The sequence below is a fragment of the Methylorubrum extorquens genome, assembly GCF_024169925.1.
Lineage (GTDB): Bacteria > Pseudomonadota > Alphaproteobacteria > Rhizobiales > Beijerinckiaceae > Methylobacterium > Methylobacterium extorquens_A.
In genome coordinates this window covers 3,303,551-3,325,817 of record NZ_JALJXF010000001.1, presented here as the reverse complement: position 1 = coordinate 3,325,817, position 22,267 = coordinate 3,303,551, and the positions used below count along the sequence as shown (strand labels likewise).

The 22,267-nt window shown below is 68.5% G+C and carries 23 protein-coding genes and 1 other RNA gene; 15 read left to right on the top strand and 9 right to left on the bottom strand.

Annotated elements, in window-relative coordinates; translation table 11 throughout:
* Positions 1-2: 2 nt before the first annotated feature.
* From J2W78_RS15700 to J2W78_RS15690, 3 genes are all read right to left on the bottom strand, one after another.
* Positions 3-503, bottom strand: coding sequence for a dihydrofolate reductase (locus J2W78_RS15700; RefSeq protein ID WP_253371978.1), 501 nt, complete (start codon positions 501-503; stop codon positions 3-5).
* Positions 503-1,297, bottom strand: a complete 795-nt coding sequence (locus J2W78_RS15695) for a thymidylate synthase (protein ID WP_253371976.1) — start codon at positions 1,295-1,297, stop codon at positions 503-505. Before J2W78_RS15695 ends, J2W78_RS15700 begins: the two co-directional genes overlap by 1 nt.
* Before the next feature lie 95 nt (positions 1,298-1,392).
* On the bottom strand, positions 1,393-2,220 hold the full coding sequence (locus J2W78_RS15690; protein WP_253371974.1) for a CPBP family intramembrane glutamic endopeptidase: 828 nt from the start codon (positions 2,218-2,220) through the stop codon (positions 1,393-1,395).
* Positions 2,221-2,262: 42 nt separating this feature from the next.
* Between J2W78_RS15690 and ssrA the strand changes: the two genes are divergently transcribed.
* Positions 2,263-2,640, top strand: a transfer-messenger RNA (tmRNA) gene (gene ssrA / locus J2W78_RS15685).
* Between the two features lie 57 nt (positions 2,641-2,697).
* Positions 2,698-3,351 (top strand): SspB family protein, encoded by a 654-nt coding sequence (locus J2W78_RS15680; protein WP_253371973.1) that lies wholly within the window; start codon positions 2,698-2,700, stop codon positions 3,349-3,351.
* A gap of 41 nt (positions 3,352-3,392) precedes the next feature.
* Here the strand turns inward: J2W78_RS15680 and J2W78_RS15675 are convergent, their stop codons facing one another.
* Complete coding sequence (locus J2W78_RS15675) at positions 3,393-4,793, bottom strand: cytochrome P450 (protein ID WP_253371970.1); 1,401 nt, start codon at positions 4,791-4,793, stop codon at positions 3,393-3,395.
* A gap of 125 nt (positions 4,794-4,918) precedes the next feature.
* Between J2W78_RS15675 and fumC the strand changes: the two genes are divergently transcribed.
* The 4 genes from fumC to J2W78_RS15655 are packed head-to-tail and all read left to right on the top strand — an operon-like array spanning position 4,919 to position 7,412.
* Positions 4,919-6,337 (top strand): class II fumarate hydratase, encoded by a 1,419-nt coding sequence (gene fumC, locus J2W78_RS15670; protein ID WP_253371968.1) that lies wholly within the window; start codon positions 4,919-4,921, stop codon positions 6,335-6,337.
* A gap of 60 nt (positions 6,338-6,397) precedes the next feature.
* Positions 6,398-6,586, top strand: coding sequence for a DUF4169 family protein (locus J2W78_RS15665; RefSeq protein WP_003597777.1), 189 nt, complete (start codon positions 6,398-6,400; stop codon positions 6,584-6,586).
* The gene (locus J2W78_RS15660; RefSeq protein ID WP_253371966.1) at positions 6,583-6,870 is read left to right on the top strand and encodes a ribbon-helix-helix domain-containing protein; all 288 of its coding nucleotides are present in this window, start codon (positions 6,583-6,585) and stop codon (positions 6,868-6,870) included. The genes J2W78_RS15665 and J2W78_RS15660 overlap by 4 nt, the downstream gene beginning before the upstream one ends.
* Positions 6,867-7,412: an AAA family ATPase gene (locus tag J2W78_RS15655; protein ID WP_253371964.1), complete on the top strand. Its 546-nt coding sequence runs from the start codon at positions 6,867-6,869 to the stop codon at positions 7,410-7,412. Before J2W78_RS15660 ends, J2W78_RS15655 begins: the two co-directional genes overlap by 4 nt.
* Positions 7,413-7,421: 9 nt before the next feature.
* Here the strand turns inward: J2W78_RS15655 and J2W78_RS15650 are convergent, their stop codons facing one another.
* The 3 genes from J2W78_RS15650 to J2W78_RS15640 form a co-directional block, all read right to left on the bottom strand.
* Positions 7,422-7,907, bottom strand: coding sequence for an MmcB family DNA repair protein (locus tag J2W78_RS15650; RefSeq protein WP_253371962.1), 486 nt, complete (start codon positions 7,905-7,907; stop codon positions 7,422-7,424).
* 69 nt (positions 7,908-7,976) lie between these two features.
* A complete protein-coding gene (locus tag J2W78_RS15645) occupies positions 7,977-8,771 on the bottom strand; it encodes a cobalamin-binding protein (RefSeq protein ID WP_253371960.1) in 795 nt (264 codons plus the stop codon).
* Positions 8,772-8,777: 6 nt separating this feature from the next.
* Entirely contained in the window at positions 8,778-9,299 is a 522-nt protein-coding gene (locus J2W78_RS15640; RefSeq protein WP_253371958.1) for a DedA family protein, read from the bottom strand.
* Between the two features lie 115 nt (positions 9,300-9,414).
* Between J2W78_RS15640 and pdxY the strand changes: the two genes are divergently transcribed.
* From pdxY to J2W78_RS15625, 3 genes are read left to right on the top strand one after another with little or no spacing between them, the layout of a single operon-like run.
* Positions 9,415-10,266 (top strand): pyridoxal kinase PdxY, encoded by an 852-nt coding sequence (pdxY, locus tag J2W78_RS15635; RefSeq protein ID WP_253371956.1) that lies wholly within the window; start codon positions 9,415-9,417, stop codon positions 10,264-10,266.
* A gap of 20 nt (positions 10,267-10,286) precedes the next feature.
* Positions 10,287-11,216 (top strand): PhzF family phenazine biosynthesis protein, encoded by a 930-nt coding sequence (locus J2W78_RS15630; RefSeq protein WP_253371955.1) that lies wholly within the window; start codon positions 10,287-10,289, stop codon positions 11,214-11,216.
* Positions 11,206-11,937, top strand: a complete 732-nt coding sequence (locus J2W78_RS15625) for an NUDIX hydrolase (RefSeq protein WP_253371953.1) — start codon at positions 11,206-11,208, stop codon at positions 11,935-11,937. Before J2W78_RS15630 ends, J2W78_RS15625 begins: the two co-directional genes overlap by 11 nt.
* Before the next feature lie 11 nt (positions 11,938-11,948).
* Here J2W78_RS15625 and J2W78_RS15620 read toward each other — a convergent pair whose 3' ends face one another.
* Entirely contained in the window at positions 11,949-12,275 is a 327-nt protein-coding gene (locus J2W78_RS15620) for a hypothetical protein (RefSeq protein ID WP_253371951.1), read from the bottom strand.
* A 606-nt stretch (positions 12,276-12,881) separates the two neighbouring features.
* Between J2W78_RS15620 and J2W78_RS15615 the strand changes: the two genes are divergently transcribed.
* The 4 genes from J2W78_RS15615 (at position 12,882) to dgcA (ending at position 18,619) form a co-directional block, all read left to right on the top strand.
* Complete coding sequence (locus J2W78_RS15615) at positions 12,882-14,444, top strand: 2-isopropylmalate synthase (RefSeq protein ID WP_253371949.1); 1,563 nt, start codon at positions 12,882-12,884, stop codon at positions 14,442-14,444.
* Between the two features lie 186 nt (positions 14,445-14,630).
* On the top strand, positions 14,631-16,466 hold the full coding sequence (gene ilvD / locus J2W78_RS15610) for a dihydroxy-acid dehydratase (RefSeq protein WP_253371947.1): 1,836 nt from the start codon (positions 14,631-14,633) through the stop codon (positions 16,464-16,466).
* Between the two features lie 148 nt (positions 16,467-16,614).
* A complete protein-coding gene (gene dgcN, locus J2W78_RS15605) occupies positions 16,615-17,625 on the top strand; it encodes an N-acetyltransferase DgcN (protein ID WP_253371945.1) in 1,011 nt (336 codons plus the stop codon).
* Positions 17,626-17,638: 13 nt separating this feature from the next.
* Entirely contained in the window at positions 17,639-18,619 is a 981-nt protein-coding gene (dgcA, locus tag J2W78_RS15600) for an N-acetyl-D-Glu racemase DgcA (protein ID WP_253371943.1), read from the top strand.
* 63 nt (positions 18,620-18,682) lie between these two features.
* On the opposite strand, the gene J2W78_RS15595 is transcribed toward dgcA, so the two are convergent.
* Positions 18,683-19,801, bottom strand: a complete 1,119-nt coding sequence (locus tag J2W78_RS15595; RefSeq protein ID WP_253371941.1) for a transglycosylase SLT domain-containing protein — start codon at positions 19,799-19,801, stop codon at positions 18,683-18,685.
* Between the two features lie 315 nt (positions 19,802-20,116).
* Between J2W78_RS15595 and J2W78_RS15590 the strand changes: the two genes are divergently transcribed.
* Entirely contained in the window at positions 20,117-21,310 is a 1,194-nt protein-coding gene (locus J2W78_RS15590) for an inositol-3-phosphate synthase (RefSeq protein WP_253371939.1), read from the top strand.
* 12 nt (positions 21,311-21,322) lie between these two features.
* Positions 21,323-22,243 carry an HD domain-containing protein gene (locus tag J2W78_RS15585; protein ID WP_253371937.1) on the top strand — a complete coding sequence of 307 codons (921 nt, stop codon included), beginning with the start codon at positions 21,323-21,325 and terminating at the stop codon, positions 22,241-22,243.
* The last annotated feature ends 24 nt before the right edge of the window (positions 22,244-22,267 follow it).

The window sequence follows — 22,267 nt, the reverse complement described above, 5'->3', positions numbered from 1 at the left end:
GGTCAACGGCTGCCCGACCGTTCCAAGTCCACGAATTGAAACGCGAACTCGTCGCGCTCGCCGGGGCCGTGCGCCTCGCGCAGCGTCTCACGGAAGAGATCCCGGTCGAAAGGCGGAAAGTACGCATCGCCCTCCGGCGCCGCATCGACTTCGGTGAGATGCAGCCGGTCGGCATGGGGCAGGGCGAGCCGGTAGATCTCGGCGCCGCCCACCACCATCAGCTCGTCGCCTCCGGCCGCGGCAAGTGCCTCGTCCCAGTCGCGCACGACGGTGGCGTCGGGAAGGGCGAGGGTGCGATCGCGGGTGATGACCAGACTGCGCCGTCCGGGCAAGGGGCGGCCGATCGAATCCCAGGTCTTGCGCCCCATCAGGATCGGCTTGCCCATGGTGAGCGCCTTGAAGCGCTTGAGGTCGCTCGAGAGCCGCCAAACGAGGCTGTTATCGCGGCCGATCACGCCGTTGCGGGCGACCGCCGCGATCAGGGAGATGCGGGGTCGATCCATCACACCGCCACCGGCGCCTTGATCGCGGGATGCGGTTCGTAGCCTTCGATCACGATGTCCTCGAAGCGGAAGTCGAACAGAGAGCGCACCTCCGGGTTCAACCGCAGCCGGGGCAGGGCGCGCGGTTCGCGCGAGAGCTGGAGGCGGGTCTGCTCCAGATGGTTGGCGTAGAGATGCGCATCACCGAAGGTGTGGACGAAGTCGCCGGCCTTGAGCCCCGTCACCTGCGCCATCATCGCGGTGAGCAGGGCGTAGCTCGCGATGTTGAACGGCACGCCGAGGAAGGCGTCGGCCGAGCGCTGATAGAGCTGGCAGGAGAGGCGCCCGTCCGCCACGTAGAACTGGAACAGGCAATGGCAGGGGGCGAGCGCCATCCGGTCGAGGTCGGCCGGATTCCAGGCCGAGACGATCAGGCGGCGCGAATCCGGGTTTCGGGCGATCTCGTCGAGAATCCAGGCGATCTGATCGACGGTGCCGCCGTCGGGCTTGGCCCAGGAGCGCCACTGCTTGCCGTAGACAGGGCCGAGATCGCCGTTCGCGTCGGCCCACTCGTCCCAGATCGTGACGCCGTTCGCCTTGAGGTAGGCGACGTTGGTGTCGCCCTTCAGGAACCACAGCAATTCGTGAATGATCGAGCGCAGGTGGAGCTGCTTCGTCGTCACCAGGGGAAAGCCGTCCGCCAGATCGAACCGCATCTGGTGGCCAAACACCGAGAGCGTGCCCGTGCCGGTGCGGTCCTCCTTGCGGACGCCCTCTGACAGGATGCGGGTGAGCAGATCGTGATAGGCGCGCATGGCCCCTCAGGTCTGGCAACTGCCCCGGCGGATGTCGAGTCGGGCCTGCCCGCCGTCCCGCCTTTCCCCTTGTCTTGGTTACGCGGGATCGAGGGCTATCGCAGGAGGCTCGGCCCGAGCTGGTAGGCCAGCAGACAGAAATTGCTCCAACCGTGGAGCAGGATGCAGGGCCAGAGCCGGCCGGTGCGCCAGCGAAGCCAGCCGAGGGTGAGCGCCAGCGGCAGCAGGGTGAGCGGCCGGGCGAGCGCGCTCTTCGCGCCCGGATCGAGGGAGACATGGGCGAGACAGAATAGGAGTGCGGTCGCCACGATTGTTCCCGCCGGTCCGAGGAAGGTGTTAGCCTGGGCGAAGGTCTCGCCCCGCAGCAGCAACTCCTCCGCGACAGGGGCCAGCACCACGACGAAGGCGAACCACAGGCCGAGCATCACCGGGCTCAGGAAGGGCGACAGGCGCACCCCGCTGCCGAAGCTCATCTGAAGTGCCGCCGCCGTGGTCGTCACCCAGGCGATGTGGATCAGGGGCCAGAGGGGAAACAGCAACCAGAGCCGCCGCATCGGTCGGCGTGGTTCGAGGGGGCGGGTCAGTCCGAGCCGCTGGCGCCACGCGCCGCCGCCGGCCCAGGCGGCGAGCCCGATCACGAGCCCGGCCATCAGCACCTGCCGCAGGGCGTCCATCATGACGCCGCGTCCCGTCACCTCCGACAAGGGCAGGCGCGGACGCGCGGCGGCGCTCGTGAGGGGGTCGATGCCGAGCCGCAGGTCGCCGCCGACGCGCACGATGAGGATGGCAAGCCCGCTCGCGAGAAGCAGGATGGCGAGCGGGACCGCGATAAGCAGCAGCACCCGACCGAACCATGAAGCCCCTGCCGCGAGCGGGGCGAGCGGCGGCTTCGACGGGCGCGCGTCGGCGGTGGCGGGCGGCATATCAGCCACGCTCGCAACGCGGAGCGGGTCTGAGCGCAGATCGCTCTTCAAAACCGCCGTCGGCCTCTCTATATTCGCTTTGCCGGTCGCAAGGCCGGCTATGGCGATAAACGTTCTTCGAAATAAACCTATCGGACCCGGGGGCGGTACCCGGCGCCTCCACCCGAACCCAGGACCGATGGCCGCACGGCCTCAGCGTGTTGGGTTCCGGCGGGGGCGAAATAGGATCGACGAGGGCGTAAAGGGAGCACTTTCGCTCGGCATGGTTCCGCCGTTATCGGGCCTTTGCAATAGTTGCCAACGACAACTTTGCTCCGGTGGCTGTCGCCGCGTAAGCGGTGCCAAAAACCGACCTAAAGTCCTAGCGGGTAGCACCGCATAGGCGGGGTTCGGAGGTACCTGGCAACAGAAACCTCCACTCAATTTCCACGACCCGGCGCAGCCCAATCCCGGCCGTGACCGGTGAAGCGAGCGCCGATGGCCGAAGATCTGATCCGTTACGATCTCCTGGTTCAGGACGCCCTGCGCGGTGTCGTGCGCAAGGTGCTGACCGACGCCGCGCGTGAAGGGCTGTCGGGCGAGCATCACTTCTACATTTCGTTCCGCACCGAGGCGCCGGGCGTGCGCATGTCGCAGCGCCTGCGCGAGAAGTACCCGCAGGACATGACGATCGTCCTGCAGCACCAGTTCTGGGATCTCGGCGTGACCGAGCACAGCTTCGAGGTCGGGCTGTCCTTTTCAGGCGTGCCGGAGCGCCTGCTGATCCCGTTCGACGCCCTGTCCGGCTTCTTCGATCCGTCGGTTCAGTTCGGCCTCAAGTTCGATCTCAACGAGGGTGCCGAGGGCGATCAGGCGGAGGAGGCCCGGCCGAGTGCTCCTGTGAAGGCCGGTCCGCGCGGGGCAGGCTCAGAGCCCGCCGAGATCAAGCCGAAGAGCACGGGTCTCGCCACGGTGCAGAATGGTCCGAAGATCGTTCCGGCCCTTCCTGCCGCGGGTAAGTTAAAGACGGATCTCAAGCCGGACAACAAGCCCGAGGACGGCAGCGAGGCCAAGCCCGAGGCTGCCGAGAAGACCGAGCGCGACGGCACCGCCGAGGTCGTCAGTCTCGACGCCTTCCGCAAGAAGAACTGATTTTTCCCGCGACCGCCCCTCCATGGGGGCGGTCCTGCGCGTCAGGCGCGCCGCTGCGCCAGCATCCGCAGCCCATCCTTCGGCCGCAGCGTCACGCGGTGGAGCGGCGTGACCGGCGGGTGATCCACGGGCAATGTGAGACGCACGGCGCGCGCCACATGGGCGAGCACCAGCGTCGCCTCCTGCACCGAAAAGCTCTGGCCGATGCAGACCCGCGGGCCTGCCCCGAACGGCAGGTAAGCGAATCGCTCGACGCGGTCGCGCCGCTCCCCGAGGAAGCGCTCGGGGATGAAGGCGTCCGGCTCGTCCCACAGCTTGCGGTGCCGGTGCATCACCCAGGGCGCGATGATGACGGTCGAGTTGCGGGGAATCTTTACCCGCCCGATCCGGTCCTCGCGGAGCGCTTGGCGGCTGAGGAACGGCACCGGCGGGAACAGCCGCATCGTCTCCTCCATCACCGCCTTGGTGAAGGGCAACCGGTCGAGTTGCAACGCGCCGTCCTCGCCTGCGGCGCCATCGACCTCCGCCTCGACGCGCTCACGCGCCGCCTCGTCCTGGGAAAGGCAATAGAGCGCCCAGGTCAGGGCGTTGGCCGTTGTCTCGTGGCCAGCGGCGATGAAGGTGACGATGTTGGCTTTCACCTCGAGGTCGGTGAGGCCGCGACCGGTCTCCGGATCCTGAGCCGCGAGCAGCAGCGTCATCAGATCATGAGGCGCTTCGCCGCGGGCGAGCGCTGCCTTGCGCTCGTCGAGGAGCGTATCGACCACCTCGGCGAAGAACCGTAGCGCCGGCCGGGCCCGCAGGCGGCCGAGCCGCGGCACGAAGGCGGGGAAGCCGAACACGTCGAGCGGGTCGATCGGCCCGATCGATTCGAGCAGCCGGGTGATGGCGCGCCCGAGCGCATCGGGATCGCCGGGCAAACCCTGCGTAAAGATCGTCCGCTCCAGCACGTCGAGCGTGGCGCGGGTCATCTCGAGCGCGACATCGACCGTGGCACCGTCGCGCCGGGCCAGCCGCCGGCCGAGCCGCGCCCCGGCGGCATCCATCTGCGCGACGAAACCGGCGACGTGGCGCGCCGAGAAGATCGGCGCCAGCGTGCGCCGCTGCAGCCGCCATTCGTCGCCCTCGGCCGTCAGCAGGCCGTCGCCGAGGCCGGGCGCCAGCACGCGCTTCTGCAGGTCGTCCTTGCGGTAGTAGGCGGCTCGCTCGACCAGCAGGTAGCGCACCAGGGCCGGATCGCTCACGACGGTGATGCGCCCCATCGCCGTCTCGCCCGCAACGACGAATTCCTCGAAATGCGCATCCATCCAGGTAGCGATCGGGTTCTCACGCACCTTCTTCAGGAAGGCGAAGAGACCGAGCGGCTGCGTGAGCGGTGGCGGCACCTTGGGCCGGAAGAGCGGCGTGGCCGTCGAAGGCGCGAGGGGCAGCGTATCCAGCATCGGCAGGCGAACAACCTCGGCGGTAACGGAGTGCGCGATGCGTCATCCCCCATTCCGGGCCGGCATCGCGCTTGTCATCGTGCTTCGTTAAGTAGGGCCGCATCCGAGCCAACGAAGAGGCCACGATGTCGCCGCACGAGAACCCTTCCGTCGAGACGCGCACCGAGTCCGACACCTTCGGCCCGATCGAGGTGCCCGCCCACCGCTACTGGGGCGCCCAGACGCAGCGCTCGATCCAGAACTTCAAGATCGGCACCGAGCGCCAGCCGGCGCCGCTCGTGCACGCGCTCGGCATCGTCAAGCAGGCCGCCGCGCTGGTGAACAAGGATCTCGGTGGCCTCGACCCGAAGGTCGCCGACGCGATCGCCGAATCCGCTGCCGAAGTCGTCGCCGGACGGCACGACGACGAGTTCCCGCTGGTGGTGTGGCAGACGGGCTCGGGCACGCAGTCCAACATGAACGCCAACGAGGTGATTGCGAGCCTCGCCAACGAGCGGCTCGGGGGCAAGCGCGGCGGCAAGTCGCCGGTCCACCCCAATGACCATTGCAACCGCGGCCAGTCCTCGAACGACACCTTCCCCACCGCCATGCACATCGCGGTCGCCCGCGAGGTTCGGGAGCGGCTGCTGCCGGCGCTCTCCCACCTTCACACCGCGCTCGACGCCAAGGCGAAGGAGTTCGAGAGCATCGTCAAGATCGGCCGCACCCACCTTCAGGATGCGACGCCGGTCTCGCTCGGCCAGGAATTCTCCGGCTACGCCGCGCAGGTCGCTCTCGGCGGCGCGCGCATCGCCGCCACGCTCCCCGGCGTCCTGGCCCTGGCCCAGGGCGGCACGGCCGTCGGCACCGGCCTCAACGCGCATCCGGAATTCGCGGATCGCTTCGCGGCCAAGGTCGCGGAACTGACCGGGCTGCCCTTCACCTCGGCCGAAAACAAGTTCGAGGCGCTCGCCACCCACGACGCGCTCGTCTTCCTCCAGGGCGCACTGACGGCTCTGGCCTCGGGCCTGTTCAAGATCGCCAACGACATCCGCCTGCTCGGCTCGGGCCCGCGCTCGGGCCTCGGCGAATTGTCGCTGCCGGAGAACGAGCCCGGCTCCTCGATCATGCCGGGCAAGGTCAACCCGACCCAGTGCGAGGCGCTGACGATGGTCTGCGCGCAGGTGGTCGGCAACGGCACCACGGTGAGCTTTGCCGGCTCACAGGGACATTTCGAGCTCAACGTCTTCAAGCCGGTGATCGCCAACGCGGTGCTGCAATCGGTGCGAATCCTGGCCGACGCCTCGGTCAGCTTCACCGACAATTGCGTCGTCGGCATCAAGGCCAACACTGACCGAATCAGCGACCTGATGAGCCGCTCGCTCATGCTGGTGACCGCACTCGCCCCGTCGATCGGCTACGACAAGGCTGCCGAGATCGCCAAGACCGCGCACAAGAACGGCACCACCCTCAAGGAGGAGGCGCTGCGGCTCGGCTACGTCACGGACGAGGAGTTCGAGCGGGTTGTGCGCCCCGAAACCATGCTGGCGCCGAGCGCGGAATAAGCGCTAGGTTCGCTTCCCGGCGCGGACCTTCCGCGCCGGGTCGTCCGGAGGGCTGACACGGTGGCCGAGATCATCAACCTGCGCCAGGTGCGCAAGGACCGTGAGAAGGCGGCGAAAGAGGCCAAGGCCGCGGAGAACCGCATCCTGTTCGGCCGGCCGAAAAAGGCGAAGACGCTGGCCGAGACGCGCAAGGCGATCGAGCAGTCCCGCCACGAGGGCCACCGCCTCGCCGATCCCGACAAGGAATGACGCGCGCGCCTCTGCGGGAGAACGCGAAACGCTCCGTCATGATCGCAGGCCACCGCACCAGCGTTTCGCTGGAAGCGGAGTTTTGGGGCGCACTTCAAGAGATCGCGCAGGGGCGCGGACAATCGGTGCAGGCGCTGATCGGCGCCATCGATTCCGAGCGCGGCGCGCGCAACCTGTCTTCGGCCATCCGGGTGTTCGTGCTCCACGCGATGAAGGACCGCTCGGCGACCGTCATCGCCGAAGGCGGCGATACATCAGCCGATCCTCGTCTGTCTCCGGAATGACAAGCCGTTTCTTCGTCGTCACCGGCGGTCCCGGCTCCGGCAAGACCTCGCTCGTTAAAGCCCTGGCGGATGACGGCCTTGCCCATGTTCCTGAGGCGGGCAGGGCGATCATCCGGGATCAGGTCGCCATCGGCGGCACGGCCCTGCCCTGGGCCGACCGCTCGGCCTTCGCCGAGCACATGTTCCGGCGCGACCTCGACGCCTACCGCGCAGCTGGCGCGCTTCGGGGGCCTGTCCTGTTCGACCGTGGGCTCCCGGACGTGATCGGTTACCTCACGCTCTGCGGCCTTCCGGTCCCGCCCGTGATGAGAGAAGCCGCCGAGCGGTGCCGCTATCATCGCCGTGTCTTCCTCGCGCCCTTCTGGCCAGACATCTTTTCGCAGGACAACGAGCGTCGGCAATCCGCCGAGGAGGCGGAGGCCACGGGTCACACGATGGCGCGGATCTACACAGAACTCGGCTACGAACTGGTGACCCTACCTCTCGCACGGATCGCCGAGCGCATCGCCTTCGTTCGAAACGCGATCGACCGGCCGGCCTGAGTCCGAGCGCTACAGCGCCCCCTCCCTGATCGCGCCGGGATCGGCCAAGGCGTGCAGGAGGCCGGCGGCGGAGTGGGCGAAGCGTAGGGTGACGGACTTGCGCCGGGCCGGGCTCAGCGGATGCTCCGGCGGCTCGCGCAGGATCGCGGCGCCGAAGGAATCGGCGACGATGAGGCCGCATTCCTCCGGGATCAGCGACTCCGGCACGGTTTCGGGGATCGCGAAGAAGAAGCGGTCGCAATAGTCGCGGTAATCCGGCCATTTCCGGTCGGCGCGAAAGTCGGCGACGCTCGACTTGATCTCGACGATGGTGAGGCGGCCCGCGCCGCAGAGCGCGATCACGTCGGCCCGGCGCCCGTTGGCGAGCGAGAATTCCGGCAGGCTCACGCAGCCCATCTCGGCAAGCAGGCGCCGCACGCCGCGCTGGATGTTCAGCGCGGTCGGCGACTGGCGCCGGTCGGGCGGAAGAACGATGTGGGCGAGGGCTGTGGACATGCCGGGCTGCTGGCTTGCGGATGCGGCCGAATCGAGTCCGCGCATCCTGCCAGTGGGATCACGTCGGTGTCACCGGCCGCTTTGCCGCACGGCCAAAGCCGCCCGGATCGCTGCGAACCCGTCCGTCAGCGCCGCCGGGCCCGGCTGGAGGATCAGCGGCGACTTGATCTCGTGGATGCGCCCCTCCGCAACGGCGGGAATGGCGTCCCAGCCCGGCCGAGCGCGGATGCGCTCCATGTTGACGCGCTTGCCGCACCAGGAGGCGAGAATCACGTCGGGCGCGGCCGCGATCACCTGATCCGCGGTGACGATCCGGTCCTTGGCTGCCTGGGCGCGGCTCAAATCCGGAAACACGTCCTGCCCGCCGGCATAACCGATCAGGTCGGAGACCCAGCCGATGCCGGAGATCATCGGCTCGTCCCACTCCTCGAAATAGACCTTCGGCCGTCCGCGCCCCGCGTTCTCGGCGGCGACCTCCGCGAGATGCGCCTCGTAGGACCGCGCCAGCGCCTCGGCACGCTCCGCCGCGCCGACGAGGGCGCCGACGGTGCGGATCATCGCAAGGCAGCCGGCGACATCGCGCTGGTTGAACAGGTGGACCGCGACGCCGGCGCGGGCGAGGCTGGCGACGATCTCGGCCTGGAGGTCGGAAAAGGCGAGAACGAGGTCTGGTTCGAGGGCGAGAATCTTCGGCAGGTCGGCACTGGTGAAGGCCGAGACACGCGGCTTCTCCCGGCGCACCTGCGGCGGGCGCACGGCGTAGCCCGAGACGCCGACGATGCGGCGATCCTCGCCCAGCAGATAAAGTGTCTCGACGGTCTCCTCGGTGAGGCAGACGATGCGTTCGGGCGGGAAGCGTCGCATGGCGCGTCAGTAATGCAGCCATGTCAGCAGGCCCGCGCCGGGGGCGAGCAGCACGAAGGCCCAGACGAAGGCCGAACTCCAATTCGCGAGCTGGAACGGGATGCGGGCGAGGCCGAAACTCCCCGCGACCAGCGGCACCACCGCCCGCGCCGGGCCGATGAAGCGGCCGATGACGATCGCTCCCGCCCCCCAACGGCGCAGGAAGGCTTCGGCCTTGGCCGTCATTTCTGGGTGCCGGCTCATCGGCCAGAGGCGCTTGATTCCGTCCTTGTAGTAGAAGCCGACCTCGTAGGAGACCCAATCCCCCAGTCCCGCGCCGATGCCGGCCCCGATGACCAGGGGCCAGAACGGGAGGCCGCTGCTGCCGATCAGGGCGCCGATGCCGAGCAGGATCGCCGTGGCCGGCACCAGCAGCGACAGAACGGCCAGCGATTCGCAGAAGGCGATCACCCCCGTCACGACAGGAGCCCAGGCCTTGTAGGTTTCGAGGAAGGTGAGGATGGACTGGCGGGCGGCGTCGAAATCCATACTCACTCCGGAAGATTGGCCCTGTTCGGCCGAGCCGTAACGCGCTGCCGCACCGATCGGATGCGCGCAGAGTCCCGCTGGGTTATCAGGTTTCAGGAGCGGATACCGGAGCACCATGAAGGTTCTGTCGATCCAGTCGCATGTCGCCTACGGCCATGTGGGCAATTCGTCCGCCGTGTTCCCGATGCAGCGGCTCGGGGTCGAGGTCTGGCCGGTGCACACGGTGCAGTTCTCCAACCATACCGGCTACGGGCAATGGCGCGGGCGCGTCTTCGACGGGCCGGCGGTGGAGGAGGTGGTGCAGGGCGTCGCCGAGCGCGGCGCGTTGAAGGAATGCGACGCGGTGCTCTCCGGCTATATGGGCTCGGCCGATATCGGCACCGCGATCCTGCGGACGGTCGCCGCCGTGCGGGCGGCCAACCGCGCGGCGCTCTATTGCTGCGATCCGGTGATCGGCGACACCTATTCCGGCGTCTATGTCCGCCCCGGCATCGCCGACTTCATGCGCTCGCAGGCCGTTCCGGCGGCCGACATCCTCACCCCGAATCAGTTCGAACTCGATCTCATCTCGGATGCGCCGAGCGACACGCTGGAGGCGGCCAAACGCGCGGCTGCCTCGGTGCAGGCGCTCGGGCCCCGCGTCCTGCTCGTCACCTCGCTCGTCACTGCCGAAACGCCGCCGGACGCAATCGACATGATGGCGGCCGAGGGCGGCTCGTTCTGGCGGGTGCGCACGCCCCGCCTCGACCTGAAAGCGGTCTCGGGCGCGGGCGATGCGGTCGCAGCGCTCTATCTCGTGCATTACCTGCGCACCGGCTCGGCGGCCCTGGCGCTCGGCATGGCGGCGGCCTCGATCCACGGCCTGCTACGCCGGACCGCGGAGGCCGGTTCGGAAGAGCTGCTGACCGTTGAGGCGCAGGAAGAATTCGTCGCGCCGAGCGCGGCCTTCCCCGTCGAGATCGTCTGAATCTTCAAAAAGGAGTCATGATGCCGGACCGCCGCTTCGCCACCCTCGACGTGTTCACCGACACGCCGCTGGCCGGAAATCCGCTCGCGGTGGTGCTCGACAGCGAGGGGCTCAGCGCCGAGGCGATGCAGGCGATCGCCGGCGAGTTCAACCTGTCGGAAACGGTGTTCGTCCTGCCGCCGGCCGAGCCGCGCCACCGGGCCCGTCTGCGCATCTTCACGCCGGCCCGCGAACTGCCCTTCGCCGGCCATCCGACCGTCGGCACCGCGGTGCTGCTCGTTCTCCGCGACCGGGCCGAGCGGCAGGCGGTGGCGCTGGCGGATGCCGCTGCCTTCGGCATCGAGGAAGAGATCGGCATCGTCTCCTGCGTGGTCGAGGCGGCGGAGGATGGTAAAAGCGGCCGTGCGCGCTTCAAGCTGCCGGTTCTGCCGACCTATCTCGGCGAGGCCCCGGCCAACGATGCCCTGGCGGCCGCCCTGGGACTGAAGCCTGGTGATCTCGGCTTCCACCGCCATCAGCCGAGTCGCCACGGGGCCGGCCCCGCCTTCACCTTCGTGCCGCTGGCCTCCGGCGAGGCGCTGGCGCAGGCCCGGCTCGATACTGCCCGGTTCGAGCGCTTGTTCCGACATGCCGAGCCCGACGCGCTCTACCTCTACGCCGTTGACGCGGAGGGCCTTGGGCAGAGCTATCAAGCGCGGATGTTCGCGCCCCATCTCGGCGTCGCGGAAGACCCGGCGACGGGCAGCGCCGCGGCGGCCTTCGCCGGCGTGTTGATGCAGTTCGAGCCGCTGGGCGAGGGCACCCACGACGTGACCATCCGCCAGGGCGTCGCCATGGGGCGGCCGAGCACGATCGACCTTCAGGTCGTCATCGCGGAGGGCGCCCTGCGTTCCGTCGAGATCGGCGGGCAGGCCGTGGTGGTCAGCGAGGGCGTGCTGCGTGTCGATTGAGATCGCGGGCGAGGCCGCACCCGGTTTCAGCCTCACGCCGCTGGAGCGGGTCTCGGCGCGGCGCGTCGAGCACGATTGGGCCTGGGCGCGTGACAACGCCGAGGCGATCGACCGCAACTGGGAGCGCCGACGGGTGGACACCCCGGGCCTGTTCGACGGGCCGGTCTATCTCGCCAGCGGCTGCACTCTCGCGGACGGCGCCTGCGAGGCGAGCCTGTTCGAGGTGCGCTACTCGCGCTTCCTCGCCTTCCGCGATGCGGGCGTGCCCGACGCGCTTGTGGCCAACGCCTTCGCGGCGATCGTTCCGCACAGCCGTGACGGGGCGGTCCTGCTCGGCGTGATGGGCGCCCACACCGCCAATGCCGGCCAGATCTACTTCCCCTGCGGTACGCCCGATCCCGGCGACCTGCGCGACGACGGCACGGTCGATCTCGCGGGCAGCGCCGCGCGCGAGCTTTTGGAGGAAACCGGCCTGACGCTTCCCGAGGGGGCGGCGGAGGAATGGGTGCTGCTGCGCGGCGACGGCCAACTCGCCTTCCTGCGCCCGGTCCAGTTCGACGGCTCGGCCGAGACGCTGAAGACCCGGATCGAAGCGCATCGCGGCCACGAGGACGAGCCGGAACTCGCCCGCAGCGTTATCGCCCGTTCGCGCGCCGACATCGACGCCGCCCGGATGCCGGGCTTCGTTCAGGCCTATCTCGCAAGCATCTTTCCCGCCTGAAAGCACGGCTTTTACCGGTAGCCGTAACGCGCCTTGGCCGCCGCGAGCAGGCTCGTCGCCTCGCCCTCGCGGCCGGCGGCACAGGCACCCGCCGCCTTGTCCAGGTCGGCGCTGAAGCGCGTGCCGACGGCCGCGGACAAATCGCCGGTCTTCACGTCGCCCGTAACGATGGCCTGAGTCCGGGCGATGGTCGGGCCGCAACCGGCGCCGGTTGGCAGAGCGGTGACAGCCGGTGCCGCGGCTACGGCCGCGACCGGAGGCGGCGCGCTCGACTGGCAGGCACTCAAGGCGCAGCCGAGGAGGAGGAGGGAGATGGCACGGGGAAGCGGCGCGGGCACGACGGGTCTCTCCGGTTGCGAGAGCAGGTTCGCTGCAGCCAAGCTTGGCTGGCGGTTTGTGCCCTTCGGGCATGGGCCGGTCAATCGTCGGACAGACGCGGTACAGTGCCATTTGTCCGAAGCCGCTTGCGCGGCTTCACGGCGCGAAGAGCGCCGCGCGGAGCGGGCTCTTCGGGGCGTGAGCCCCGGACAGTATCGAGCGGAGCGGAAGCATAAGCCCGCGGAGGCCGGCGCCGGCGACCGAGGCCCGCAGAGAATTCAGGGCGATCGCTTGCAAGCGATCCCCTGGCATGTGCTTGTCACGATCCCCGCCAATCGGTACATACCGCCACCCTGGTCTCGTGACGGTCTTACCGCGAGTCAGCCTCTTGAGGAGAATCGAGCGTGGCCCCTGGCCGCCCTGCGCAGACGAACGATGGCGCCGCTCTCGCGGCCGCTTCGTCGTGCGCGCTCATTCTCGTAGGCCTGCTTCTTAGCCGCCCCTGAGGGCCGTCCGGGCGTGATCGCCTGGGCTCTCAGGGGACGCCGCCCATCGACCGGAAGACAGGCTTTTTTCGGCGCCGCTCCCACAGTGTCGAGCGCGCCGGCTGCGAGGAACGAAGACCCATGGCGAACACCACTCAGAGCGCGAAGGACCGCGTCGTCATCTTCGACACGACGTTGCGCGACGGCGAGCAATGCCCCGGCGCCACCATGACGCTCGACGAGAAGCTGGCGGTGGCCGAACTGCTCGACGGCATGGGCGTCGACATCATCGAGGCGGGCTTCCCCATCGCCTCGAACGGCGACTTCGAGGCCGTCTGCGAGATCGCGCGGCGCACCAAGCGGGCGACCGTGGCCGGCCTTGCCCGTGCCATACCCGCCGACATCGCCCGGGCCGGCGAGGCGGTGCGGCACGCCGAGCGCGGCCGCATCCACACTTTCGTCTCGACCTCGGCGATCCACCTCGCCCACCAGATGCGCAAGACGCAGGATGAGGTGATCGAGATCATCCTCAAGACCGTGGCCCAGGCCCGTGACCTCGTCGAGGACGTGGAGTGGTCGGCCATGGACGCGACCCGTACCGACATCGACTACCTCTGCCGCTGTGTGGAGGCGGCGATCCGCTCGGGCGCCACCACCATCAACCTGCCCGACACGGTGGGTTACGCCACGCCGCAGGAATACGGCGCGATGTTCCGCCAAGTCCGCGAGCGCGTCCCGAACGCCGACAAGGCGATCTTCTCCGTGCATTGCCACAACGATCTCGGGCTGGCGGTGGCGAACTCCCTCGCCGGCCTGGAGGGCGGAGCCCGGCAGATCGAGTGTACGGTCAACGGCATCGGCGAGCGCGCCGGCAATGCGGCGCTCGAAGAGATCGTCATGGCGATCCGCACCCGCGCCGACGTGATGCCCTACGACACCGGCATCGACTCGACGATGCTGACCCGCGCCTCGAAGCTCGTCAGCCACGCGGCGAACTTCCCCGTGCAGTACAACAAGGCCATCGTCGGCCGGAACGCCTTCGCCCACGAGAGCGGCATCCACCAGGACGGCATGCTCAAGCATTCCGAGACCTACGAGATCATGACCCCGGCCTCCGTCGGTCTCGCCAAGACCTCGCTGGTGATGGGTAAGCATTCGGGGCGCGCCGCGTTCAAGTCGAAACTCGGCGAACTCGGCATCTCGTTGTCCGACAACCAGTTCCAGGACGTGTTCGAGCGCTTCAAGGCGTTGGCCGACCGCAAGAAGCACGTCTACGACGAGGATATCGAGGCGCTGGTGGATGAGAAGCTCGCCACCGCCCACGACCGCATCAAGCTCGTCTCCCTGTCGGTGATCGCCGGCACGCGGGGCCCGCAGCGCGCGACGATGAAGATCGAGATGGACGGCCGCGTCTTTACCGCGGAGGCCGACGGCAATGGCCCGGTCGATGCGGTCTTCAACGCGATCCACGAGATCGTGCCGCACGACGCAGTGCTCGAACTCTATCAGGTCCACGCCGTGACCGAGGGAACCGACGCGCAGGCCGAAGTCTCGGTCCGCCTGAAGGCCGGGGAGCGCTCGGTCACGGCGCGGGGCGCCGACCCGGACACGCTGGTCGCCTCGGCCAAGGCGTATCTGTCGGCACTCAACAAGCTCTCGGCGGCCTCCGTGCGGCTGCACGCGCAGCACGCCGCGGTGGTGTAACCGGCGCTCGTCCCGCCCAATCCCCTCATCCTGAGGTGCCGCGAAGCGGCCTCGAAGGAGGGCTCCATAAGGCGTGCGATCCCTGGAAGCCTCCTTCGAGGCTCCGCTTCGCTCTGCACCTCAGGATGAGGGCGTGTTTTGGATGACCGGTCGAAGGGCCGGTCGGATTCGCAAAGTCCCGAAAGAATGCCTGCTTACCGCTCCCGCACCACCACACACGGCCGTAACATGGCCGGCGCCCGCGGCCTGTGGCGCGCCACGGGCATGAAGGATTCGGATTTCGGCAAGCCGATCATCGCGGTGGTGAATTCGTTCACGCAGTTCGTGCCCGGCCACGTCCACCTGAAGGATCTCGGTCAGCTCGTGGCCCGCGAGATCGAGCAGGCGGGCGGCGTCGCGAAGGAGTTCAACACCATCGCGGTCGATGACGGCATCGCCATGGGCCATGACGGGATGCTCTACTCGCTGCCGTCGCGCGAGCTGATCGCGGACTCGGTCGAGTACATGGTCAACGCGCATTGCGCCGACGCCATGGTCTGCATCTCGAATTGCGACAAGATCACCCCCGGCATGCTGATGGCGGCGCTCCGCCTCAACATCCCGGCGGTCTTCGTCTCCGGCGGGCCGATGGAGGCGGGCAAGGTCGTGATGAACGGCGTCACCCGCAAGTTCGACCTCGTCGACGCCATGGTGGCGGCGGCCGACGACCGGGTGTCGGACGAGGATGTGGCCGTCATCGAGCGCTCGGCCTGCCCGACCTGCGGCTCGTGCTCGGGCATGTTCACGGCCAATTCCATGAACTGCCTCACCGAGGCGCTGGGCCTCTCGTTGCCCGGCAACGGCTCGACGCTCGCGACTCACGCCGACCGCAAGCGCCTGTTCGTCGAGGCGGGCCACCTCATCGTCGATCTCGCCCGCCGCCACTACGAGCAGGACGACGCCAGCGTCCTGCCGCGTGCGATCGCGACGATGGCCGCCTTCGAGAACGCGATGACGCTCGACATCGCCATGGGCGGCTCGACCAACACGGTGCTGCACCTGCTCGCCGCCGCGCACGAGGGCGAGGTGCCCTTCACCATGGCCGATATCGACCGGCTGTCGCGCCGCGTTCCGGTGCTGTGCAAGGTCGCCCCGGCGGTCGCGAACGTCCACATGGAGGACGTGCACCGGGCCGGCGGCATCATGGGCATCCTCGGCGAACTCGACCGCGCCGGTCTGATCGACCGCTCCGTCGGCAATGTCGGATCGGGCACGCTCGGCGCGGCGCTCGACCGCTGGGACGTCAAGAAGACCCAGAGCGAGGCGGTCCAGACTTTCTTCCGCGCCGCGCCCGGCGGCGTGCCGACCCAGGTCGCCTTCAGCCAAGCCTCGCGCTGGGATGAACTCGACCTCGACCGCGAGGCCGGCGTCATCCGTGCGGCCGACCACGCCTATTCGAAGGATGGCGGGCTGGCCGTGCTCTACGGCAACCTCGCCGAGGACGGCTGCATCGTGAAGACGGCCGGCGTCGATGCCTCGATCCTCACCTTCACCGGAACCGCCCACGTGTTCGAGAGCCAGGATGCGTCGGTGGATGCCATCCTCAACGGCCGGGTGAAGGCCGGCGAGGTCGTGCTGATCCGCTACGAAGGTCCCCGCGGCGGCCCCGGCATGCAGGAGATGCTCTACCCGACCAGCTACCTGAAATCGAAGGGCCTCGGCAAAGCCTGCGCACTGGTCACCGACGGCCGCTTCTCCGGCGGCTCCTCCGGCCTGTCCATCGGCCACGTCTCGCCGGAAGCCGCCGAGGGCGGTCTGATCGGCCTCGTGGAGCAGGGCGACCGGATCGAGATCGACATCCCGAATCGGCGCATCCACCTTGCCGTCGATGAGGCGGTGCTCGCCGAGCGCCGCGCCGCCCGCGAGACGCAAGGCTGGCGTCCGGCCGCGCCCCGCAAGCGCAAGGTCAGCACGGCGCTGCGCGCCTACGCCATGCTCGCCACCAGCGCCGCCAAGGGGGCGGTGCGGCGGATCGAGGAATAGGCAAGACCCTGGTCAAGGACCACGTCGGGAGCATCAACATGATGAAGTATGGCTGCAACGCTTTTGCAGTCATGCCTCGCGCATCGGGCACGGATCGCGCATAGACGCGTTCTCAGGCGGAGCTTCGCTCCGGACGGGACCATCGCCCATGCAGATCGCCACGCCCTACCTGATGTTTCTCGGCGACGTGCCCGACCGGCTCGCCGCCAAGACCGCCTACGGCATCAACGACTGGCGGCCGGAATGGTGCGTCGGCCAGCTCCGGATGGAGGGCTGCGCCGCCGATCTCGACATCTTCGACCTGACGCTGGACGAGGCGGTCGCCAAGGGCTGCAAGACCATGGTCGTCGGCGTCGTCAACGCGGGCGGCGTGCTACCCGATCACTGGGTCGAGGAGATCGTTGCCGCGCTCGATGCCGGGCTCGACGTGGCGAGCGGGCTGCACGTGCGGCTCGGCTCGATCCGGCAGATCGCCGAAGCGGCAAAGCGCAGCGGCCGCGCCCTGCACGACGTCCGCCACACCACCGAGACCTTCCCCACCGGCAAGGGCACGAAGCGGCCGGGGCGTCGCCTGCTCACGGTCGGCACCGATTGCTCCGTCGGCAAGAAGTATACGGCGCTTGCTCTCGAACGCGGCATGCGCGAGCGCGGCTTCGACGCCGATTTCCGCGCCACCGGCCAGACCGGGGTGTTCATCTCCGGCCGGGGTGTGGCGATCGATGCGGTTGTGGCCGATTTCATATCCGGCGCCGTCGAATGGGTCTCGCCGGCGGCCGAGCCGAATCATTGGGATTTGATCGAGGGGCAAGGCTCGCTGTTCCACCCCTCCTTCGCCGGCGTCAGCCTCGGTCTGCTGCACGGCGCGCAGGCCGATGCCTTCGTGATCTGCCACGAGCCGACCCGCACGCGCATGCGGGGCGTCGATGCGAGCCTGCCGACGATCCAGGAGGTCATCGACCTGACCATCCGCTGCGGCTCTCTGACCAATCCGGGCATCCGCCCAGTCGGTATCGCCGTGAACACGCAGGCGCTCGACGCCTCGCAGGCGCGCGCGCTCCTGAGCGAGGCGGAGTCCACGCACGGCCTTCACGCGACCGATCCCGTACGCTTCGGTGTCGAGGGGATCGTCGATCGCATCGCCACCGAGTTTCCGGCCTGAGGGAGCGTTGCCGATGCCGCGTCTGACCGTTTCCGTCGAGCGCTTCCCCATCGCCGGATCGTTCACGATCTCCCGCGGCAGCCGGACCGAGGCGGTCGTCGTCGTCGCGACGCTCGAGGCCGGTCCGTTTCGCGGCCGGGGTGAGTGCGTGCCCTATGCCCGTTATGGCGAGACGGTCGAGAATGTCGCTGCCGTGCTCGAAGAGCAGGCCGAATGGATCGCCAGCGGGGGAGGACGTTTCGATCTTGCCGGGCGGATGAAGCCGGGCGCGGCCCGCAACGCCCTCGACTGCGCCCTGTGGGATTTCGAGGCGAAACGCACCGGCACGCCCGCCTACGAACTCGCGGGCGTCGCCGCGCCGGGGCCCGTCACCACTGCGTACACTCTGAGCCTCGGCGATCCCGAGGCGATGGAGGAAGCGGCCCGCGCGGCGTCGCACCGTCCGCTCTTGAAGGTGAAGCTCGGCGGCGAGGGCGACCCCGAGCGGATCGCCGCCGTGCGCCGCGGCGCGCCGGATTCACGCCTGATCGTCGATGCCAACGAGGCGTGGCGCCCTGAGACGATCCACGACAACCTCGCGGCTTGCACAGCAGCGGGCGTCGGCCTGATCGAGCAGCCCCTCCCGGCGGGCGAGGATGAGTTGCTCGCCGAGATCGACCGCACGATCCCGATCTGCGCCGACGAGAGCCTGCACGACCGCGCCGGGCTCGATGCGCTGGCCAAGCGCTACGACGCGATCAACATCAAGCTCGACAAGGCCGGCGGGCTGACCGAGGCACTGAAGCTCGCGCACGAGGCGCGAGCACGGGGCTTCGAGATCATGGTCGGCTGCATGGTCGGCTCGTCGCTGGCCATGGCGCCGGCCATGCTGCTCGCCCACCACGCAGGGTATGTCGATCTCGACGGGCCGCTGCTGCTCGCCCAGGACCGGGAGCCGGCCCTGCGCTACGAGGGCAGCACGGTCTATCCGCCGCTGCCCGAATTGTGGGGTTAGTGCATCGTCCCGAAAGGTGGTCACCGGCTTTCGGAAAATGACAATGCTTCAATCCCGTGGTGGCTACTGCACCGAGTGGAGCGCGAGCGACGGCGCCACGACCTCATTGAGCCGCAAGCGGGCGTCGAGGATCGGCGCAGCCAGCTCGTCGGCCTGCTGCTGCGCGAGGTCGGCGATGGCCTGATACTGGCTCAGGCGCCGGTCGATCATGCCGTCGAGCTTCTCGTGGACTTCGGCCACGGTCAGGCTGCGGCGCTTGGCCCCGTCCTTGGCGGTGAAGATCGCGCGGTTGGCCCGCGCGGCGCGGCCGAAGGCGGCCGTGGCGACCTTGTCCGGATCCTCGGCGCTGAGCGAGAGGAACTTGCCGGCGCTCGCGGTGCCGAGGAAATGCGCGAGATACAGTTCGGTGGTCTTCAACTCGCGGCCGATCCGGGCTTCGATCCGGCTGCGGTCACGCTTGATCAGCTCGCCGGCCATCAAACCGGACACGAAGGGGTCGTTGCGCAGGTCGAGCACCCGCTTGCGCAGTCCCGCATCGGCAATGGTGATGCCGGTGCCATGCCCCTTCACCGCGGCGGCCTCGTCGGCCATCCCGTGCTTGGCGCCGTACTGGCGGATCATCTCCAGCCACGTGCCGGTGACGAACTGGAACAGACCCTGCGCCGAGGAGGCGGAGGACTTCACGCTGGTATCGAAGCTCGATTCCTTGTCGGCCAGCGCCATCATGTAGACGGGATCGACGCCGGTCACCTCGGAGGCCTTCAGGATCGTCTCCACCAGCGGACGTGGCACGCTCATCTCGCCGAAGCGCAGAATCTCGTCGTCGTTGTCCGTGCGGGGATTGGCCAGCGAGGCCTGCATGCGGTCGATCGAGGCGGTTAGCCCCCCGTCCTGACAGATCAGCGCGGTGCCACCCCATTCCGCCGCGGCCCCGGCCGGGCGGAGATCGGCCCGCACCATCGTCGGGATCGTTATCGCGACATGTGCGTTCTCGTAGGCGGACACGTCCTGCGGCCCGGCCAGCAGCAGGGTCAGGCTGGCGCTCAGGGCGGCAAGGCTACGCACGAGCGGCGAACGAACGCGCGACGGCTGCGGAGCAGCACCGTTGCCGGCATTCGACCCGCAAGGCACGAGTCGGCTTACGTCGTCGGCGCAGCGCGCCGGCTCCGGGTAAACCCCCATCGGTCTTCCTTGTTGGTGCCTCGGCGTTCTTTTGTGCCGGGCTTCGTTTGACCGGCGGAGGTTTCGCCGCCGGGTGTGACCACAATGGGACCACCCCGTGATCCAAACGTGATCCCGTTAATGCAGCGTTAAGCCATTGTGTTTACGATATTTTAACCAAACGATGCGGTTCCGGCGAAACTGGGCCTGCGGCAAAGATGGCAGGGCCGGCCCCGGAACGCACCGGGTTGGTCACAGTTGTCATGGGCCGCGCGGCCTCCCGTTAGGGCTCATCCTAAGGCGTCAGCGCCACCACAACAGAAAGATCGAGTTCCCATGGGCATTCAGACCGGTCGCCGCGTCGGAGTGGCGTTCGTTGGCATGGGCGGTGCAGTCGCGACGACAGCCATCGCCGGCATCGAAACCATCAAATCGGGTTCGAACCGTCTGGATGGCCTCCCGCTCGCTGGCGTGTCCGTCGCCGGGATGGCCGACTACAAGGATCTCGTGTTCGGCGGCTGGGACCTGAACGGCGACGACCTCGCCTCCGCCGCCACCGGCCATGGCGTGCTGACCCGCGAGGACATCGAGAACGGCGCCCAGGCCCTGAAGGGAATCACCCCCTGGCCGGCGGTCGGCTCGGCCAAGTTCTGCAAGAACATCGACGGCGGCAACCGCATCGTCGCCAGGGACCATCGCGAGACGGTCTCGGTCATCGCCAACGACCTCAACCGCTTCCGCAAGGAGAGCAACCTCGACGACATCGTGGTGATCAACCTCGCCTCGACCGAGCGCTGGCCCGATCTGTCCGAGCCCGTGCTGAACTCGGCCGAAGCCTTCGAGAAGGGGCTGGATTCGAGCGACGAGTCGATCTCTCCGGCAATGCTCTATGCCTATGCGGCCATCAAGAGCGGCGTGCCTTACGCGAACTTCACGCCCTCCATCGCCGCCGACGTACCGGCCCTGATGGAACTCTCCCGCGAACTGAACGTCCCAGTCGCCGGCAAGGACGGCAAGACCGGCCAGACCATGATGAAGACCGTGCTGGCGCCGGCTCTGAAGGCCCGCCAGCTTCACGTCGATGGCTGGTTCTCGACCAACATCCTCGGCAACCGTGACGGCCTCGCCCTCAACGATCCGAACTCGCTGCAATCGAAGCTCAACACCAAGGGCACGGTGCTCGATTCGATCCTCGGCTACCCGGTTGAAGATCACCTCGTGCACATCCACTATTACCGCCCGCGCGGCGACGACAAGGAAGCCTGGGACAACATCGATGTCACCGGTTTCATGGGCCAGCGCATGCAGATCAAGGTGAACTTCCTCTGCAAGGACTCGATCCTGGCGGCCCCGCTGGTCATCGAAATCGCCCGTGTGCTGGACCTCGCCAAGAGCCGTGGCGACGGCGGCGTACAGGAGCAGCTCTCGACCTTCTTCAAGGCGCCGATGGTGAAGAACGGCCACGGTCCGGAGCACGATTTCGGCAAGCAGCAGCGCATGCTGTTCGATTGGCTCGGTGCGCAGCAGTAAGGCCGCGCGCCCGTGACGGGTTTCTCGGAAACCGGGCCGGCAGCCCCCGTCGCGGTGCGGGAACTGCTGGTCGAGCTCGGCGATCTCAAGCGCGTCCGCTCGGCGGGACGCGCGGGCTCGATTGCCGAGCGCCTGTTCGCTCAAGGATGGTCGGCGCTTACCGGCGGCGCCGCGCCGGAGACGGTCGCCCTCGACATCACGGCCAAGGCGCTGGCCGCCGCACGGCTCTGCGATCTCGACGCTGCGTTCCTTTCGGCCGCCGGGCTCGGCGAGTCGCAGGCGTCCGCCGTGCTGGTCGCGGGCCTTGATGCCGTGTCCGAATCGGTCGAGGCCGTGTTGCGGGATCGGCTGCGGGCCTGCCTGCGCGAGCCCGCCGTCTTGCCGGCCGGGCCCGTGCCCGGCTTCGTCGGCGCTCTGGCGCATCAGCCCCGCGCGGGCGTAACCTGCCCCGGCAAGCCGCGCATCCTGCTCGAACCACCCGAGAACCACGCCGAGCATTGCCTCGTCGTGGCGGTCTACGGCGTGCTGCTCAGCCCGTTCTACCGGGCCGATCCGACGACCGTGTTCCTGGCGGCGATGGCGCATCACTTCCACAATGCGGCGATGCCGGATGCCGGCTTCACCGGCGAAATGCTGCTCGGCGACCATCTCTGGCCGATCGTGGGGCGCTGCTCCGAATGGGCTCTAGCGGAGCTTGACCAGCCGCTGCGTGAGACGGTCCGCGCCGCTCGCCTCGTCCTGCCGGACGATGCCACGGCGGAGGGCCGCGCCTTCCACGCCGCCGATTCCATCGACCGCGTCCTGCAGATCGCGCAGCACCTCCGGGCCGCCTCGCTCACGATGGAGACGGTACTCGGTGAGATGGAACTGGTCCATGCCGGGCCGGTCAAGGCTTTCCAGGATCGCGTTCTGACCGATATGCGCATCCCGTGACGTTTCGCGCTGTCCGGCAGAACC